Raw genomic sequence first — 17,123 nt, forward strand, 5'->3', positions numbered from 1 at the left:
TAGTATTTATAAATCATCTTATTTTACAGATTAACAAATAAAATAATTCGCAATTTTTAAAATTAAATAGTTTTTTATATATACATATTATACATATATAAAATATTACTGCTTACAATAAATTTACTATTGAAAATATTATACATTTATAATATAATCTTCATTATTAATTAACATAATATCGGAGTTTCTATGCCTGATAAAAGAACGATATTAAACGGTAACGGCGTAGGTGATGATGTTGCAATAGGAAATTCTTTTCTTTACACACCTTCACTAAGTACCCCTGTTTATAAAATCGAAGAAAGCGATGTAGAAGAAGAATATAAAAGATTTGATGAAGCAATTAAAAAATCAATAGAAGAAATTGAAGAACTTCAAAACCATGTGGATAATAATATTAAAAATATTTTATATACTCATATATTAATGCTTCAGGACAGAGTAATAATAAGACAAGTTAAAGAAGAAGTAAAAGCAAAACTATTTAATGTAGAGCATGTGTACGATACAATAATATCAGGATATCTTGATAAACTATCTTCTGTTAATAATAAAATGCTATCAGAAAGAAGCAGCGATATAGCGGATATAAAATCAAGACTTATAAGAAATCTAATACAGCCTAATTCTGGAGATTATTCTCAAATACCAGAAAATTGTATTATAATAGCAAAAACACTTACTCCAAGCGATGTATTAAAGTTTAACAGTATAGGAGTAGCTGGATTTATAATAGAAAGCGGCGGATATACTTCGCATGCCGCTATACTTGCTAAATCATTCGGCATAACAACAATATTTAATATAGCCGATATATCAAGCAAAATAAAAAACGGAAGAAAAATAATAATAGACTGCAGAAGTAATATTGTAATTATGAATCCAAATGAAAAGGATATTGCTAACTATACTATACTTACAGAAAATATAAAACAATTCAAAGAACAGTCTATAATAGATGCAAAAGAAAAAGCCTTAACAAAAGATAATATAGAAATAAAAGTTCATGCGAATATAGATATACCAGAAGAGACAGATAATTTATTAAAACATGGTGTAGATTCTATAGGATTATACAGAACAGAGTTTTTATATATATTTTCAGAAGAAGATATTGCTACAACACTTCCTAGCGAAGAAACTCAATTTAAAGTATATAAAAATATAGCTTCAAAGATGAAAGGAAGAGTTGTAATAAGAACTTTAGATATAGGAGGCGATAAAATATCTCCTGCTTTGGGACTTAATTTTAAAGAAGATAATCCATTCTTGGGCTGGCGTGCTATAAGATTCTGTTTATCAAACAGACAGTTGTTTAAAGATCAGATAAAAGCATTGCTCAGAGCTTCGCATTATGGAAATATAGAAATTATGATTCCTATGATAAGCACTTTAGAAGAGTTTATTGAAACTAAAAGATTTATTGAAGACATAAAAGAAGAATTAAGAAAGGAAAATCAGCCCTTTAATGAAAATATAAAAATAGGTGCTTTAATAGAAACACCTTCTGCTTCCGTAATAATAGACTTAATAATAAAAGAAGCTGACTTTTTATCTATAGGATCTAATGATTTGGTTCAGTATATGATGGCATGCGACAGAACTAATGAGAAACTCTCCTATTTGTACAACCCTATAGATATATCTGTTTTAAGAGTATTAAAAAGAGTAATAGAAACAGCAAATAAAAATAATAAGCCTATAACATTATGCGGTGAAATGGCTAGTGTTGCTATGTATACTCCTGTTCTTCTTGGTCTTGGAATAAGAGAGCTTTCTATGTCTGTTACTTCTATTGCTAAAATAAAAAATCTTATAAGAAGTATAAGCATAGAAGAATGCACAAAATTGGTAAATGAAATGCTTGAAAAATGCGACAACAATTTTTCTAAATCAATTTTATATAGTTTTATTAAAAAAATAGATATAAAAAATTATAAAGGCATAAGTGAATGAAAAAAATTTTATTAATATTAATGGCTGCATGCATATTAATATCATGCAAAGTAACAAAATCTATAGATGAATACCAAAAATTAAAAACAATAGAAAAAACAGAGGATTACGGACCTTTAGGAGATTTCTTAAAAACACTTCCTAAAACTGAAGGAGAAAATGCCCAATCACCATACAATGAATTAACAGCCTTTATTAAAGGAAGAAATCAAATATTATCATCAAACTATAAAGAAGGTTTTGAGACTTTAGCAAGATTTTTATTCACATATCCTTCAAGTTATTATGAAAGCGAAGCATCTTATTTACTAGGTCAGGCTTTAATATACATGGTAGAAAATGAACCCTTATATATAGAAGAGTTTTATACGCAATTATTATCAGAGGGAATAGTCGAAGGCGAAGAGAATAATGATGATAATGTTACAAATCTCACAGCTTCTTTAAACAATATATACAGCCAGTTAGGAATTGTTGTAAAAGATGGAAAGTACTCTTTTAACGGATATACTTTTGACAGAATACTTCAAGATGAAGAAAGTGCTTTTCCATTAAAAGATTTTGCCTACTATTTCAGTATAAGACACAGATTTAGCAATATAGAAAATGAAAATGATAAAGCAAAATTTATAACTAATATCACATACTTAAAAAGATTCTCTGAACGCTACAGAACAAGCGTATTGCAGGAAAGTATATTAAATAATAAATCATATTTCCCAGATGTTCTTCCATTTGATTTAACTGCTAATGAGAAAAAAAACTATAATGATACTGTAGAAGCTGTGAAAAACAGAATAGAAGGAATAAGAGCAGCATATGAAGAAGAATATTATGTAATAGGAAATGGTATTATTATAAGAGACAGAATACCTGCTGTAACTTCAGGAACAGAGAAAGAACTTTACAGACTATACAATTATGATTTTGTAACCGTATTAAATAAAACTAATGTATATAATGCTAAAGAGAGAGAAAGAGAGGATTGGGCTTTAGTAAGATATGATACATACTACGGACCTATAGTTGGCTGGAGCTATTTAAGATATATGACTAATAATATACAAAATATAGAAGATATATTTGAAAATTATAAATCAGCTATGAACTCATATAAAAATTATGACTATTTAAAATCTTCTGATTTCTTTTCATATATATTAAACAGCCCTGAAACAAATTACTTTACCGACAAATCAGTATATTTTCTTTGGAAAGTTAATAACAAAATAGGCGAACTTGTAAGCTCTAAAAATAATCCTTATTATGAATATGTACTGGATTATCCTAAATATTTTTATTATAATACCAATAACAATGTTCTTCAAAGCTCCACTTTATTATATAATTATTTAATAAAAATACTACCTACCAACCCGTACAGATTTGTTATAAGCGGAGACAGTGAAGCAGAATACAGCGTGGATTAATTTTTTATTATATTATTAATTATTAACAATATTCTATACTTCATAAAAAAGAAATTTGATGTTATAATTTTTATAAATTTAGAAGTTGGAATATATTATGAATATATTAGATAATGTTAATACTAAAGTTTTTGAAATTTTTAAAACTGAAGAAAATATTAAAGAAATAGGAATACTTTCTGCTTATTGCAGTTATAGTGCATTTTATGATATAGCAAATGATGAAACAGCAAGAAAAACATTTTTAGAAGCAAACGTAAAAATTATTATGGGTATGAATATTGACCCTAAAATTCAGTGTTTATATATTAATTATAATCAAAATAATACAAAAACAACTACTGAAGAATTTAATGATTTTGTTGAGTATACAATTAACGAATTAAATAAAAATCAAAACAATAAAATAGTATTAGAACTATTTAAAGAAAAATGTCAAAACTCTACTCTTGAAATAAGAAGTGCAAACGATAAAACTCATGCAAAACTCTATGTATTAAGATATAATGATAAAAGTACAATAAAGAAAATGCATGGCTGTGCAATAATAGGTTCTAGTAATTTTTCGAGAGAAGGTCTTCATCAAAGAAAAGAAATTAATGCATATACAGAAGATGGATTTGAAGATTTTTATAATTTTTTTCAAGATGAATGGAAAAACACATCAAGTATATTAGACAAAGAAAATGAAAAAGAATTCTTTGATAAAGTTGGAATAAAAGATAAAGAAGAAATAAAACAAAATAATAATGATGTTAAAGAAACTGATAAATACCATACTCCTTATGAGATATATTTAAAAGTTATATATGAATATTTTAATTTTTTTACCAATGAAAAATTATTATTCACTCCTAAAGATTTCAATTATTCAAATTATAAATATCAGATAGACGCTATAAAAAGCGGGATTAAAAGCATCATGACATACGGCGGAGTTTTAATATCTGATGTTGTAGGACTTGGAAAAAGCATAATAGCTTCGGCAATAGCTAAAAATTTAGTTGAAATGAAAGCTATTGAAGAAATTATAATAGTATCTCCGCCTAAAATAATATATTCTTGGGAGAATTATAATTCCGAGTTCAAATTAAATGCTTTAATAAAAAGTGTCGGTAAATTAGATGAATTATACGAATATGTGCATAACCATAAAAAAACAAGACTTATTATAATAGATGAAGCTCATAGATTTGTAAACAGCAAAACAGAATCTTACAATATTATAAAAAATATATGCTCAGCAAATAAAGTTATGCTTCTTACAGCAACTCCTATGCATAATACAACTTCTGATATATTTTCTTTGGTAGATATATTTGACAGAATGCTCACTACAGACAAAAGTATATCAGAAATTAAATCATCTATTCTAAAAGAAGAGCGAATTATAAAAAGCAAATATAAAAAAGATGATAATGAAAAAGAAACTAAAGAAAAAATAAAAGACATATCAAAACAAATTTTAAGTTTAATTAATCCTATAATAATACGAAGGACAAGAAAAGATTTATTAGAGGATTTGGAGTATAGAAAAGATTTAGAAGAGCAAAAAACTGAGTTTAATAATGTAGAAGATCCTAAACTTCATGATTATAATTTGGGAGATATATCAAAATTATACTCTGATACATTTGAAAAAATTACCCCAAATGATGATGAAGATAAATATAAAAACGACAAAACTCTATTTGATGATAATGATAGAGAAATCAATAATAATAAATTCAAAGCTGTACGTTATGAGCCTTTAACTTATCTTAAATATACTACAATAGAAGAAAAGAAAAATGCTGATAAAATAATAGAATACGTATACGGAGAAAATATTAATGCAGATTTTGCCTCCACTTCTTCAAGGAACCTTACTAAATTTATGAAGCATCTGCTTGTAAGAAGATTTGAAAGTTCTCTTTATGCTTTTAAAAAAAGTATAGATAATATGATAGATAAATACGAAAACATAAAAACTTGGATTAATAAAGACTTATACCCTATTTATAAAAAAGGTGATACTCTATATGTAGAAGATTTCTTTTCATATGACGAAACATCAGATGATGAGAATGATATTGAATATGATGAAGTATTAGATTTTAATAAGGCAAATAAAAAAATTAAAGATGTAAAAATAATAGAAAATGTTAAAGAAGTTTTAGAAGATAAATTTTTTGAAGATTTTGAAAATGATTTACAAATATTAAAACAGATAAAAAAAGATTGGGATAATATATCAGCAGATAAAGATAAAAAATTCATTAAACTAATAGAAGAATTAAAAAAATTCAAAAAAGAAAATGATAAAAGAAAAATTATAATATTTACAGAGTTTAAAGATACAGCAGATTATTTATATGAATCTGTATATAAAGATGATGAATTAAGAGAGTTATTTAAACCTATAAAATCAACATCGCAGTCAAAAAACAGAGATATAATAGCCTCAAATTTTGACGCTTCTTTGAATACTAATAAACAAGAAGATAATTATTTCTTACTCATAGCTACTGATACATTATCAGAAGGCATTAATCTCCATAGGGCTGGTATAATAATAAATTATGATATCCCTTACAATCCTACAAGAGTAATACAGAGAGTAGGACGTATAAATAGAATAGGAAAAAAACTATTTGATAAAATATATATACACAACTTTATTCCTAGACTTGAAGCTCAGAAAGATATAAAGAATTGGCAGATATCTAATTTTAAATTAAACTTAATAAATGCTATATTCGGAAATGATACAAAAATATTAAAAAAAGATGATGAAATTAATTCGCTCTTCTCATTAAAAAGAGAAAATGAAATTCTAACTGATGATGATGTAAGCTGGGATAATGAATACAGAGATGTTTATAACAAATTAAAAAATGATGATAAACTTCTTGAGAGAATAAAATCAATAGAAAATAATATAGTGATAAGAAGACAGTCAAATTTCAGCGGCTTATTAGAGATAATACAATCAAAAAACGGAGTATTCGGTTCTCTATTAAAAAACTCAAAAATAGATTTTAATATTGAAAATATATTTAAAACTCTAAAAGCTGATAAAAATGAAAAATATATTCCTCCAAGTGAAAATATAAAAAACTTTGAAGATGAATTAAAAAGAAGAAAAAATATAAAAAAAGCAGGAAGCAGCAATACAGCACTTAATAATTTTTATAAATATCTTAATAATGATGAGGAGAGAGATTATGTAAAAAAATTGATAAGTATTACAGAAAATAAATACTTATCTGATAAAACTATAAAAGAAATAGAGAAAGCATTAAAATCAAAAAGCGGATGTTCTGTGGAAATACTTAAAAATATTATATCTTTTGATGAGGTAAATGAAAAATTTAATTATTCTTCAAATAATCTTCAAAGCATATACGAAGATTCATATTTGATAGTAAAAGAAGAGTTCAGCAAATATAACAATTAAAAATAAAAAGTGATAGATATAAAAAATATATCTATCACCTATAATATATAATTAATTTTAAGGAAACAGCTTATAGTCTGAATATTGCAGTTGCCACTTTAAAAGCAGTTTCTAAATCTAAAAGATATATAGTATTATTATCTATATCCTGATTTTTAAGCCATTCATTCATATCATTCTTTGACCCAAAGAAATTCATAATATTTCAGCATGTGCTAGCCCAATTCTTATTTTTATTTAAATCAACATGTATTACATGTATATCATCAGGCGAATGCTCAGCAATACATCTGTCTTTAATTCTTACATATATTTTTTCGCCAGTCTGACTGCATATAGAATTAATTTCAGTATCCTGATGAAATAAACTGTAAGAGCCAAGTGCATCTATAGCACACATAGAACAGAATTCTCTTCCGTCAGCAAGTTTTACCCTATGATTAGTTTCCATAGCAGATACAGGATAAAGAAAAGCAACATCATCTCCGCTTAAAGTGATGATTTCTTTTTCAAGCAGAGTCTTATATAAATTTTCATCGCCGCATATCTTTACAGCTTCATCTTTGCTAATGGTACAGCCTGTATCTATAACCCTATTCATCAATCTTAATCTGGCATCCTGTATATCTGAAGGTAAATTATGATATTTGTCAGATATACCGTATCTCTCCATAAAATCAGTATCAAACATAAAGAATCCTTATAAAGTTATAACCTGTTCAACCCCGCTTCCTTCCAAAGCCTTATATAAGTCTGGGAAACAACCTATACAAGCACCATCTATAAGTTTGTCATCAATACCTCTCTCTATAGCACATATATTGCATGCCATAAGAAGAATTTTTTTGCTTTCTAATACTTTTGCAAGTCTGTCTCCAACACTGCTTCCTTTTGTAAGAAGAAAAGTATTATCAGCAAAAAACATCATACCAACAACTTCCGCACCATGTTTATCATTTAATAATTGCGGAATTATCATTTTATCCAAAATCATATGCGAATTTTGGCTGCTAAAAACATAAGCTACTTTCATTTATTTACTCCTTCAAAATATTTATAATTTATATGTTAAATAAAATTACTTATACTGAAACAGGTACTTTATTGATAAAAGCCTTTTTAACATTATTAGTAAGTTCTCTAACACATTCTATATACTCTTCACTGTCTCTTTCTCTAGGGTGCTTAATATCTATTCTTATGTCAGCTACTATCTCACCTTTATTTAAGCTCATAACAATAACCCTATCACTCATATAAACAGCCTCAGAAACATCATGCGTAACCATAAGTATAGTACTGTTGCTTTCTTTAACTAGCTGCAAAAGCTCATTTTGCATATGCTCTCTCATCTGCAAATCTATAGCTCCAAGCGGTTCATCTAAAAGCAGTATTTTAGGATAAGGTGCTAATGCCCTTACAACAGCTACCCTCTGCTGCATTCCTCCAGATAAAGAAATAGGATACTTCTTTTCATGCCCTTTAAGATGCGACATTTCAAGAAGTTCTTCCAAACGTTTTTTCTTTTCTTCTTTGCTCATCTTTGAAAATTTAAGAGAATAAAGTATATTTTTTTCAACATTCATCCAAGGAAATAATGCATAATTCTGAAAAACATATCCTCTGTCTGAAGAAGGTTTTTCTATTCTCTCTCCTTCAAGCAGTACCTCTCCAGATGTTGCACTCTGGAAACCGCCTATTATAGTTAAAAGTGTAGTTTTACCGCAGCCTGAAGGTCCAAGCAAAGTTACAAACTCCCCCTTTTCTACTGTAAAACTAATGTCTTTTAATACCTCAACTTCAGGAGCTTTTTTTGAAGTTTTAAAAGATTTACACACATTATTTACTTCAAGAATTGCCATTTTTAAATCTCCAAGAAGTTAATATTTTTTCTAATACAACAAGCACCCTATCCATACTAAATCCTATAATAGCAGATACTATCATAAGAGCGTAAAGTTTAGGTGTTTCAAGTCTCTGTTGGGCTTCAACCAATATAAATCCGAAACCTTTGCTTGTAGCAATAAACTCGGCACAAATAACACTCATCCACCCTAGCCCCAAAGCAAGTCGGCATCCAGTCAAAAATGAAGGCAAAGCACCGGGGAAAATTATATCAAACATAATATCTATATTCCTAGCTCCCATACTTCTAGCAGCATTAATATAGTTGGGGTCAATTCCTCTAACTCCGTCTATAGTATTTATTATAAGCGGAAATATAGCACTCATAGTTATTAAAAATATAGTAGGTCCGTCTCCAAGACCAAACCATACTATTGCTAATGGTATCCAAGCCATTATAGGAACTTGTCTTATAGAGTTTATAATCGGAGAAATGGCTAAAAGTATAGGTTTGGAATATCCCATAATAAGACCTAAAGGCAAACCTATTATACAAGCTATGATAAACCCTCTAAATACACGCTCTAATGTTATAAGCAAATTTTGAACAGTATAAGGGTCTACCCAAGAAAGAAAAAATTCTTTGCAGGTTAATAAAAAATCTGGAAGAAGTAAATTATTATCTATCTTTTTGGCAAGAAAATACCAAACTATCATTATAACTATAAGCACAGAAACACTGTAGAATTTCATAAAAATACTATTTCCAGCATTACCCAAATTTATAACTCTGCTTTTATTTTGCTGAACTTGACGCCCATTGTTTTCCATATATTCATTTCTCCTTCTGAGTTTGAAATATCTAAATAACTAATAAGTATATTAGATAATATTGTATCATTTTCTATATCATCAACAGCTTCATTGTAAACTTTGATAAAATCATTAAGAATAACAGTATCTTTTAGTTTTTTAGAAGCAACCAAATAATAATCGGATTCTTCAGTATCAATTTTTTTAAATCTGGCATTCTTGATTTTTAAAGCCAATATAATATCAATAAAAATAGCATCAACAGTTTTTTTCTCTAAAGCATAAGGCAGTGCAGTTGCAAGCATAGGGTAATAATTAGAATTAGAATACCTGCATTTAAGCAAAGCCTCCTGAAGAAGCCTTTTATTCATATATCCTATATTCTTAGGTTCAATATTATTATCATAATCCTCATTATAATAAACCAATATATTAGAGCCCTTAACTATAGAGTCTACTATATAATAATTTGTATCAGTATAAATTAATTGAAATGCCGCATCCGGACATAAAACAGCCATGTCTACTCTTCCAGATATAAAAGCAAACTCAGCCTGAGAACCGCAGCAATCCAAAAACTGAACATAATCAATATTTGAAAACTCTATATTAGAATCTTTATCATTTATTATATAATCAAAAAGCATTCCAGAAGCATCATTGCCGCATGCCACTGTAATTTTATCTTTATTTATATCGTTTAATGAAGTTTTATAGTTTTGAAATAAGATGAAACATATTATAAAAACAATACTAAATATAATAATATATTTATTTCTTTTTATTATATGCCCCATCTCATTCCTTTATTACTATATATAACTTATCATTATATTTTCACACTTTAGGTTCTTCTTTAATATTATCTACTTCTACAGCTTTAGCTCTCCATTCTTCATAACTCATACCAAGAGGGAATATAGGGTCAACTTCTTCTTTGAGAAATACATCAAAATCTTTAGCTCCGCAATTATCAAAGTATGACAAATCTATATAATCATCTATATCAAGAGAGTTAATATCATCTCTTACACCTAATCTTTTCATAGTTTTCATTTGGTTATGAACATAATCTCTGTTTAATTTCCAAGTAATAGTTCTTCCTTCCTCATTAAGTTTTTTCCATAAAGTCATAAGACCAACTTCTAAAGGTACATTATAATTTTCAGCAAATATCTGAGCTGCTTTATAAGGATGAAGATACATATATTCTATAGACATAGCATGAGCAAGAAGTATACGTTCTGCCAATTTTGGATGAGCTTTAGCAAATTTATAATTCATACAAACTTTACAGCAAGTTCCATGCCCATCTATTTCTCTGTCAGTATTTTGTCTTCTCAATATTTTACCTGTATTTTCATATTCTGCCATAGAACCCCAAGGATCGCAGGTATCATATCCATCTAACTGACCTAGTTTTAAAGCAAAATAGGCATCAGAATCACTCATAGCAAAGTTTTCATAATTAGTGATATCTCTAGGTATATTTAACTGTTCTGACCATTCTGCCCAGTTTAAATTTTGTGTTTCTGGATTTGCTCCTACACATATTTTTTTATTTAAAAGATCTTCTGGTTTATCTATATTCTTAGCAACAACGAAATATTCGGCTCCTCCAGTATGATTTTCTGCGGCTATAAAAAGAGGTACTTTATTTTTAACAGCATTTAAAGTGGTTGTAAAACCTGCATATGCCATATCCATCTGACCTGCACTCATAGCCTCTGGAACATTACCATTACCTGTTACTGTAACATTCAAGCCTAATGCTTTATATATACCGCTATCCTCACCTATACAAGCTGCTGTCATATGGTCGCAATCATAATAACCCAAATTGATTTTATATTTTTTATCATCGTCGCTTAATTCTTCCAAATTATAGTCATCAATTATAGCCTGTACATCTTCAGGTATTTGAGATGCTTCTTTAGAATTATTTCCGCTTCCGCATGAAACAGCAAACATCATAATAAACATAGAAAAAATAATCATAGTTTTCTTCATTATTGTTCTCCTTAAAAAATTATATATATATATTTTTTTTCTTAACAGCAATCTTCCATTCCGTTTTCAAATAAACTTATAAACTCTCCATTTTCAAGCCTATAAACAGCAAAACCTATATGAGCCCCTTTTTTACCAGACACCAAAATTTCATTGGGCACTTTCTCATCTATATTATAAAACTTCATAGTATAACTCTCTATAGGTGCAGGTATAGGAGATGTCATTAATATTTTTCCGCTGTTATAGTCTTTGTATATACCAACCAATTTATTTGAATACTTAGACTCTCTGTAAATTATTATTAAATCGTCTTTATTATCACCGCTGAAATCTCCCTCCAAAAATGTAAGAAGCTCTTTTTCAGAGTATTCTTTCATATAGGCTTTGTAAAGCTCATCATTATTTATGCCTTCTGCACTTTTTATATCCTGTATACTATCACCGCATGAAACAAATATAAAAACACATAAAACTAAAAATAACCTCAGCATTGAACTTCTTTTTCCCTGCTCATAATCAGCTTTATTTTTTTTACTATTATCACAAACCATGAATATAAGCCCATAAATAAAACTGCAACAGCACATATATTCTTAAACCAATCGGGAAAAGTTATATTTATATTATTGGCTATTTCTATCTGCTTACTAGAATTTGATAAATCAAAGATGGGCGTAAAATTATCCGTTAATAAAATATTTGTAATGTAACCTATCAAGATACCAAAGAAAAGCATAGAAACAAGATATATGATTAAAGTTCTCTTACCTATGAGCTTATATATGCTGATTAATTCGGAAATATTGGTTGCTGCCCCTGTAATCAAAAATGTTATTGCTATGCCGGGGGAAGCACCTGCAGATATTAAAGCTGCTATTAAAGGTATATGACCTAAAGCACATACATACATCATACAGCCTACTAAAGTTATACCTAATATTGATACCAATTTGGGATTGCTTAAATACTGCATAACAAATGACTGAGGAACAACCGTTAGTAAAACTGCTCCAAATAAAGTACCTATTAAAATAAATCTGCTTATTTCTATTCCAAGATTATTAAATCCCCATAAAATGCCATTGTATAATTTTTTGTACCAAGGCGTTTTATCTATATATTTAGTTTCTGGGATTTTAATATTCATACTTTGCAATTTTAAAACTTCAGGAGCTATTAATTCTTTGCCTCCAAAAGTATTTCCTAATATTCCTATTATTAAGGGAAGAAATATTCCGCATAATATATATATAATAGTAATTTCTTTGCCTAGCATAGCAAAAGCCACTATTATTGCCGCTGGGTTAATTATTGGGGTTGATACCAAAAATGAAAGTGTAGGTCCTAAATAGGCACCTGTTCTGTACAAACTTAATGCAAGAGGAAGTACTCCGCAGCTGCATATAGGAAGAATTGCTCCCGATATTGTAGTCTTTATTAAAGAAGATATTTTTTTATTGCCTATTGATTTTTGCAGTACCTGCGGACGTACAAAAGCATGTATTATTCCAGATAATATCAAACTTATGACAATCCATTCAGAACTTATTAGGAGAAAGTCCCAAAATACATACAAAAAATTCATTATCATAATTTTATTAAGCGTTTTGTGCTTCTAGTGCCTTTTTAATTTCTTTTTCTATTAATTTTTTGCTTAAGACATCGTATCTGTCTTTTCCGTTTATAATTAATGTACCTCTGTCTACCATTCCGTATTTTTCTAAATAATCAAAATCTTTACCTGCATAATAGAGTTTTACTTCTATTTGGTCATTGTATTGTTTTTGCAATTCGTTTAAAAATGATGAGTAGCCGTCGCAGGTTGGGCATGTATTAATAAATTCAACTAATACTTTAGACATAAAAAATCCTTATAAAATGTTAATAAAACTTAATTTCAAAAAATAAAAAACTAATATAAAAATTTCTTTAAAATAATTTAATTATTATTGTTAGATATGATTTTTAGAATATACGCACGGTATATTATAGAGAGTGTGTCTCGGGAAAAGCGTACTGATTAGTAAATAAAGTTAGCTTTAAATTATTAATTATAAACATATTAATTATACCCTATAAATGATAAACATATATTAACATAAATTAGATTAAAGTCAATTAAATATTATCACTTTTTGTTTTTTTTTTAATATATTCTAACTTATTTTATTATAAATAAAAAATCTTTTTGGTATATAAAAACTAGATAAATAATGTTTATTTTTATGATGTTTTAATATATTATTATATTAAGTATTATTATTAACTATCAATTTATTTTAAGGGAAATAATTATGAAAAAAAATAATAGTGTGAAAAATGTTAATACTCAAAATAACTATTTTAAATTTGATGAGCCTTACAATAAACAAAAATGGGCAGAGCATTTCGGAGAGAATTTTAAAGAAGAATATGGCTCTGTGTCTGGCGAAGAAGAGATAATAGAAAAAAATAAAGATTTTTTAAATAGCATTATTTGGATTGGGGATTTGAATATAAATGAAAATGAAACGATTGGGGTGTTTGAAGTATATATAAAAAATACGAGGCTTGCTAGCAGAGTAAAAATTTCTAGGATTTGCAGCAGAATATTAATGTCTGGGAATTATGGTAAGGGTATATTTTTTATACTTTATGAAGATAATAAAAATAATTATAGGATATCGTATGTAAAGCATGACAAGACAGGTGTAAAAGGCGAAAATGGTCTTATCATAATGAAAGATGATTACAGTAATCCTAAAAGATATACTTTTTTGCTTGGTGAGGGAATAAAGGTACATACGCCGGCAAGCAGGATTACAAGCGATATTTTTGGAAGTGTTGAGAGTATAGAAAATGCTTTTAGTATAGAGGGTGTTAATGAGGAGTTTTATAAAGGGGTTAAGGAATATTTTAAGAAAATACATAATGATATCATAAAATATTTTGATAATGACGAAAACAAGGCTAAAGAGTTTGCATTAAGGTTTTTGGGACGTGTGCTTTTCTGCTGGTTTTTACGGGAGAAGGAATTGATACCGAATGAGATATTAAACAGCGGTGTTTTTGAAAATCTTAAATACAAGAAAAATTATTACAGCGATGTGCTTGAGGATTTGTTTTTTAATGTTCTTAATATGGATATGGAGAAGCGTAAATTTTCAAAAGAGAGAGTGATATATAATTATGAGAAGGCTATACCATTTTTGAACGGGGGATTATTTTCAAAGAAAGAGGACGATGAGGCGGTAGAGAGTATAGATGATGAGATAATAAAGGGTTTGTTTGAATTTTTTGAGATGTATAATTTCACTGTTGATGAGAGTGCCCCTTTTGATGTGGAGATAAGCATAGACCCAGAGATGCTGGGACGTATTTTTGAAAATCTGCTTGCAGAGATAAACCCAGAGACAAAAGAGAGTGCTAGGAAGGAGACGGGATCATTTTATACGCCTCGTGAGATTGTGGACTATATGGTAATGGAGGCTATAAAACTTTATCTGTATAAGAAAATGCCCGATATGGTGAAAAACAAGATTGACAGGATTTTTGATGTTGATGAGAGCGTAAAATATACAGACGAAGAGCGAAAGGGTATTTTGAAGAATATACATGACATGATAATATTAGACCCTGCCTGCGGAAGCGGTGCTTTTCCTTTGGGGATACTGCAGAGGGTTTTTAATGTGATTGATAAGCTAGATCCTAATCATGAATATTATAAAAATTATGTTATTGATAAGCTGCCTTCTGGGGCTAAGGCTGAGTTTAAAAAATTGTATGATGCAAAGAAATTCAGCTATGCGTATAAACTTGATATACTTCAGAGTATGATACATGGGGTGGATATACAGCCTATAGCGATTGAAGTTAGTAAATTGAGGGCGTTTTTATCTTTGGTAGTTGATGAGAAAAAAGAGAAAAAAGAGCATAATTTGGGTATTAGAACTTTGCCGAATTTGGAGTTTCAATTTCTTTGCACCAATGCGTTAATAGGGGTGGATTTTAATATAAAGAAAGGAACTTTTGAGTACAGCGTATTAGAGGGCATAAAAACAATGATGAAAAATATATCTGAAATGTTTTATGTGGCTTCGTCTTTGGAAGAAAAAGAGAGGGTAAAAATAAAATTTGAAGAGTTTCGGGAGTTTGTAAAAAATTCTGCTTTTATAGATGAGAGTATAAAAGCGAAAATTTTGTCTTGGTGTCCGTTTGATAATAAATCGGCTGAGTTCTTTTCGCCTTTGGTGCAGTTTGGTATTGATAGAGATTTTGACATTGTGATAGGAAATCCGCCTTATATACAGCTTCAGGGTATGGCTAAGGGATTAAAAGAGATGTATCAGAATGCTGGTTATGAGAGTTTTAAATCGACTGGGGACATATATCAGCTGTTTTATGAAAAATGCTTGGGACTTCTCAGCGATGACGGGGCGGCTAGTTTGATAACTTCTAATAAGTGGATGCGTGCAGGTTATGGAGCTAGTACTAGGGAATATTTTTATAAGAATGCCGATGTGTTTCGTATCATAGATTTGGGAGCAGGCAGGTTTGAAAGTGCTACGGTGGATGTTAACATAATTTTTTATTCTAAAACTAAAGAAAAACATACTCGGGGCGAGCGTAGTTTTGAAGGGGTTACATATTCGGGCAGTTTGAAAGAGATTGCAAGTGCCGAGTTTGACGCTGTGGTGAGTGAGGCTGGCAGAGAATGGGTGATAATGAGCGGCTTGGAGAGGAGCATTTTTAACAAGATTAGCAGGTACAAGGCTTTGAAGGACTGGGATATAAAAATTAATTATGGTATCAAGACTGGTTATAATGAGGCGTTTATTATAGATGAGGAAACTAAAGATAGGCTTATTAAAGAGGATAAAAAGAGTGCAGATTTAATAAAGCCTTTACTTAGGGGACGTGATATTAAAAGGTATTCTTATGTCAATAGCGGTTTATATTTACTATTTATACCTTGGCATTTTCCTTTGCATAAAGATGATAGTATTACAGGTGCATCTGAAAAAGCAGAAAAAGAATTTAAAAAGCAATATAAAGCTATTTATAATCATTTATTGGAGCATAAAGATAAATTATCAAATAGAAATAAATCAGAAACAGGAATTAGGTATGAATGGTATGCTTTACAGAGATGTGCAGCTTCTTATTATGAAGAATTTGATAAACCTAAATTGATATACGCTGAAATAGTACGTGGGGCGTCTTTTAGTTATGATGATACTGGTATTTATCCAGAAGCTACTACTTTTTTGATGACAGGAAAAGATATTAAATATTTGTTGGGTGTTCTTAATTCTCGTTTTGGGGAGTATGCTTTCAAAAAGTTTTTTGCAGGTGGAGGTCTTGGAAATGATGGTTTCAGATACAAAAAAGATTTTTTAGAAAAATTATGCATTCCAGAAGCCGACTCTAAGACTAAAAATAATATAACAAAACTCGTCGATGAAATTATAATACTAAAAAAACAAAATAAAGATACTACCGCTTTAGAAAAAAATATTGATGAGATTGTTTATTCGCTTTATGGGTTGAATGATGAAGAAATAAAGATTATTGAGGGTTAGTTCTTTGGAAAGAAAGCAAACCTTTACTTGTTCTTTTTTGACTCAAAATAAGATAAAAAATAT

General features: G+C 28.8%; 13 protein-coding genes. 4 read left to right on the top strand and 9 right to left on the bottom strand.

Annotated elements, in window-relative coordinates; all coding sequences use genetic code 11:
• Positions 1 to 192 precede the first annotated feature (192 nt).
• The 3 genes from ptsP (at position 193) to Q1X91_RS00535 (ending at position 6,828) form a co-directional block, all read left to right on the top strand.
• Complete coding sequence (ptsP, locus tag Q1X91_RS00525; RefSeq protein ID WP_300752303.1) at positions 193 to 1,959, top strand: phosphoenolpyruvate--protein phosphotransferase; 1,767 nt, start codon at positions 193 to 195, stop codon at positions 1,957 to 1,959.
• On the top strand, positions 1,956 to 3,389 hold the full coding sequence (locus tag Q1X91_RS00530) for a hypothetical protein (RefSeq protein ID WP_300752306.1): 1,434 nt from the start codon (positions 1,956 to 1,958) through the stop codon (positions 3,387 to 3,389). Before ptsP ends, Q1X91_RS00530 begins: the two co-directional genes overlap by 4 nt.
• 97 nt (positions 3,390 to 3,486) lie before the next feature.
• A complete protein-coding gene (locus Q1X91_RS00535) occupies positions 3,487 to 6,828 on the top strand; it encodes a helicase-related protein (protein ID WP_300752308.1) in 3,342 nt (1,113 codons plus the stop codon).
• 70 nt (positions 6,829 to 6,898) lie between these two features.
• Here the strand turns inward: Q1X91_RS00535 and saoL are convergent, their stop codons facing one another.
• From saoL to saoT, 9 genes are read right to left on the bottom strand one after another with little or no spacing between them, the layout of a single operon-like run.
• Entirely contained in the window at positions 6,899 to 7,519 is a 621-nt protein-coding gene (gene saoL / locus Q1X91_RS00540) for a MerB-like organometallic lyase SaoL (protein ID WP_300752310.1), read from the bottom strand.
• A gap of 9 nt (positions 7,520 to 7,528) precedes the next feature.
• Positions 7,529 to 7,861: a DsrE-related protein SaoD gene (saoD, locus tag Q1X91_RS00545; RefSeq protein ID WP_300752312.1), complete on the bottom strand. Its 333-nt coding sequence runs from the start codon at positions 7,859 to 7,861 to the stop codon at positions 7,529 to 7,531.
• A gap of 49 nt (positions 7,862 to 7,910) precedes the next feature.
• Positions 7,911 to 8,690, bottom strand: coding sequence for an ABC transporter ATP-binding protein SaoA (gene saoA / locus Q1X91_RS00550; RefSeq protein ID WP_300752314.1), 780 nt, complete (start codon positions 8,688 to 8,690; stop codon positions 7,911 to 7,913).
• Positions 8,677 to 9,504, bottom strand: a complete 828-nt coding sequence (saoP, locus tag Q1X91_RS00555) for an ABC transporter permease subunit SaoP (RefSeq protein ID WP_300752316.1) — start codon at positions 9,502 to 9,504, stop codon at positions 8,677 to 8,679. The genes saoA and saoP overlap by 14 nt, the downstream gene beginning before the upstream one ends.
• The gene (gene saoB, locus Q1X91_RS00560; RefSeq protein ID WP_300752318.1) at positions 9,456 to 10,283 is read right to left on the bottom strand and encodes an ABC transporter substrate-binding (seleno)protein SaoB; all 828 of its coding nucleotides are present in this window, start codon (positions 10,281 to 10,283) and stop codon (positions 9,456 to 9,458) included. The genes saoP and saoB overlap by 49 nt, the downstream gene beginning before the upstream one ends.
• Before the next feature lie 40 nt (positions 10,284 to 10,323).
• On the bottom strand, positions 10,324 to 11,496 hold the full coding sequence (gene saoX, locus Q1X91_RS00565; protein ID WP_300752321.1) for an ABC transporter substrate-binding subunit SaoX: 1,173 nt from the start codon (positions 11,494 to 11,496) through the stop codon (positions 10,324 to 10,326).
• 41 nt (positions 11,497 to 11,537) lie between these two features.
• Positions 11,538 to 11,990, bottom strand: a complete 453-nt coding sequence (gene saoC, locus Q1X91_RS00570; RefSeq protein ID WP_300752323.1) for a Cys-Cys-COOH (seleno)protein SaoC — start codon at positions 11,988 to 11,990, stop codon at positions 11,538 to 11,540.
• On the bottom strand, positions 11,984 to 13,090 hold the full coding sequence (gene saoE / locus Q1X91_RS00575) for an efflux transporter SaoE (protein WP_300752324.1): 1,107 nt from the start codon (positions 13,088 to 13,090) through the stop codon (positions 11,984 to 11,986). The genes saoC and saoE overlap by 7 nt, the downstream gene beginning before the upstream one ends.
• Before the next feature lie 7 nt (positions 13,091 to 13,097).
• Positions 13,098 to 13,361, bottom strand: a complete 264-nt coding sequence (saoT, locus tag Q1X91_RS00580) for a thioredoxin-like (seleno)protein SaoT (protein ID WP_020003912.1) — start codon at positions 13,359 to 13,361, stop codon at positions 13,098 to 13,100.
• A 432-nt stretch (positions 13,362 to 13,793) separates the two neighbouring features.
• Here saoT and Q1X91_RS00585 point away from each other — a divergent pair, with 432 nt between their 5' ends.
• Entirely contained in the window at positions 13,794 to 17,060 is a 3,267-nt protein-coding gene (locus Q1X91_RS00585) for an N-6 DNA methylase (protein ID WP_300752328.1), read from the top strand.
• Positions 17,061 to 17,123: the final 63 nt, after the last annotated feature.

This window comes from uncultured Brachyspira sp. (genome assembly GCF_949287625.1).
Classification (GTDB): Bacteria; Spirochaetota; Brachyspiria; order Brachyspirales; family Brachyspiraceae; genus Brachyspira.

Bases quoted from the DNA above. Each gene is read 5' to 3' on its own strand.
- saoP (WP_300752316.1), bottom strand. From the start codon at position 9,504: ATGGAAAACAATGGGCGTCAAGTTCAGCAAAATAAAAGCAGAGTTATA.
- saoA (WP_300752314.1), bottom strand. From the start codon at position 8,690: ATGGCAATTCTTGAAGTAAATAATGTGTGTAAATCTTTTAAAACTTCA.
- saoT (WP_020003912.1), bottom strand. From the start codon at position 13,361: ATGTCTAAAGTATTAGTTGAATTTATTAATACATGCCCAACCTGCGAC.
- saoB (WP_300752318.1), bottom strand. From the start codon at position 10,283: ATGGGGCATATAATAAAAAGAAATAAATATATTATTATATTTAGTATT.
- saoE (WP_300752324.1), bottom strand. From the start codon at position 13,090: ATGATAATGAATTTTTTGTATGTATTTTGGGACTTTCTCCTAATAAGT.
- Q1X91_RS00535 (WP_300752308.1), top strand. From the start codon at position 3,487: ATGAATATATTAGATAATGTTAATACTAAAGTTTTTGAAATTTTTAAA.
- saoC (WP_300752323.1), bottom strand. From the start codon at position 11,990: ATGCTGAGGTTATTTTTAGTTTTATGTGTTTTTATATTTGTTTCATGC.
- ptsP (WP_300752303.1), top strand. From the start codon at position 193: ATGCCTGATAAAAGAACGATATTAAACGGTAACGGCGTAGGTGATGAT.
- Q1X91_RS00530 (WP_300752306.1), top strand. From the start codon at position 1,956: ATGAAAAAAATTTTATTAATATTAATGGCTGCATGCATATTAATATCA.
- Q1X91_RS00585 (WP_300752328.1), top strand. From the start codon at position 13,794: ATGAAAAAAAATAATAGTGTGAAAAATGTTAATACTCAAAATAACTAT.
- saoX (WP_300752321.1), bottom strand. From the start codon at position 11,496: ATGAAGAAAACTATGATTATTTTTTCTATGTTTATTATGATGTTTGCT.
- saoD (WP_300752312.1), bottom strand. From the start codon at position 7,861: ATGAAAGTAGCTTATGTTTTTAGCAGCCAAAATTCGCATATGATTTTG.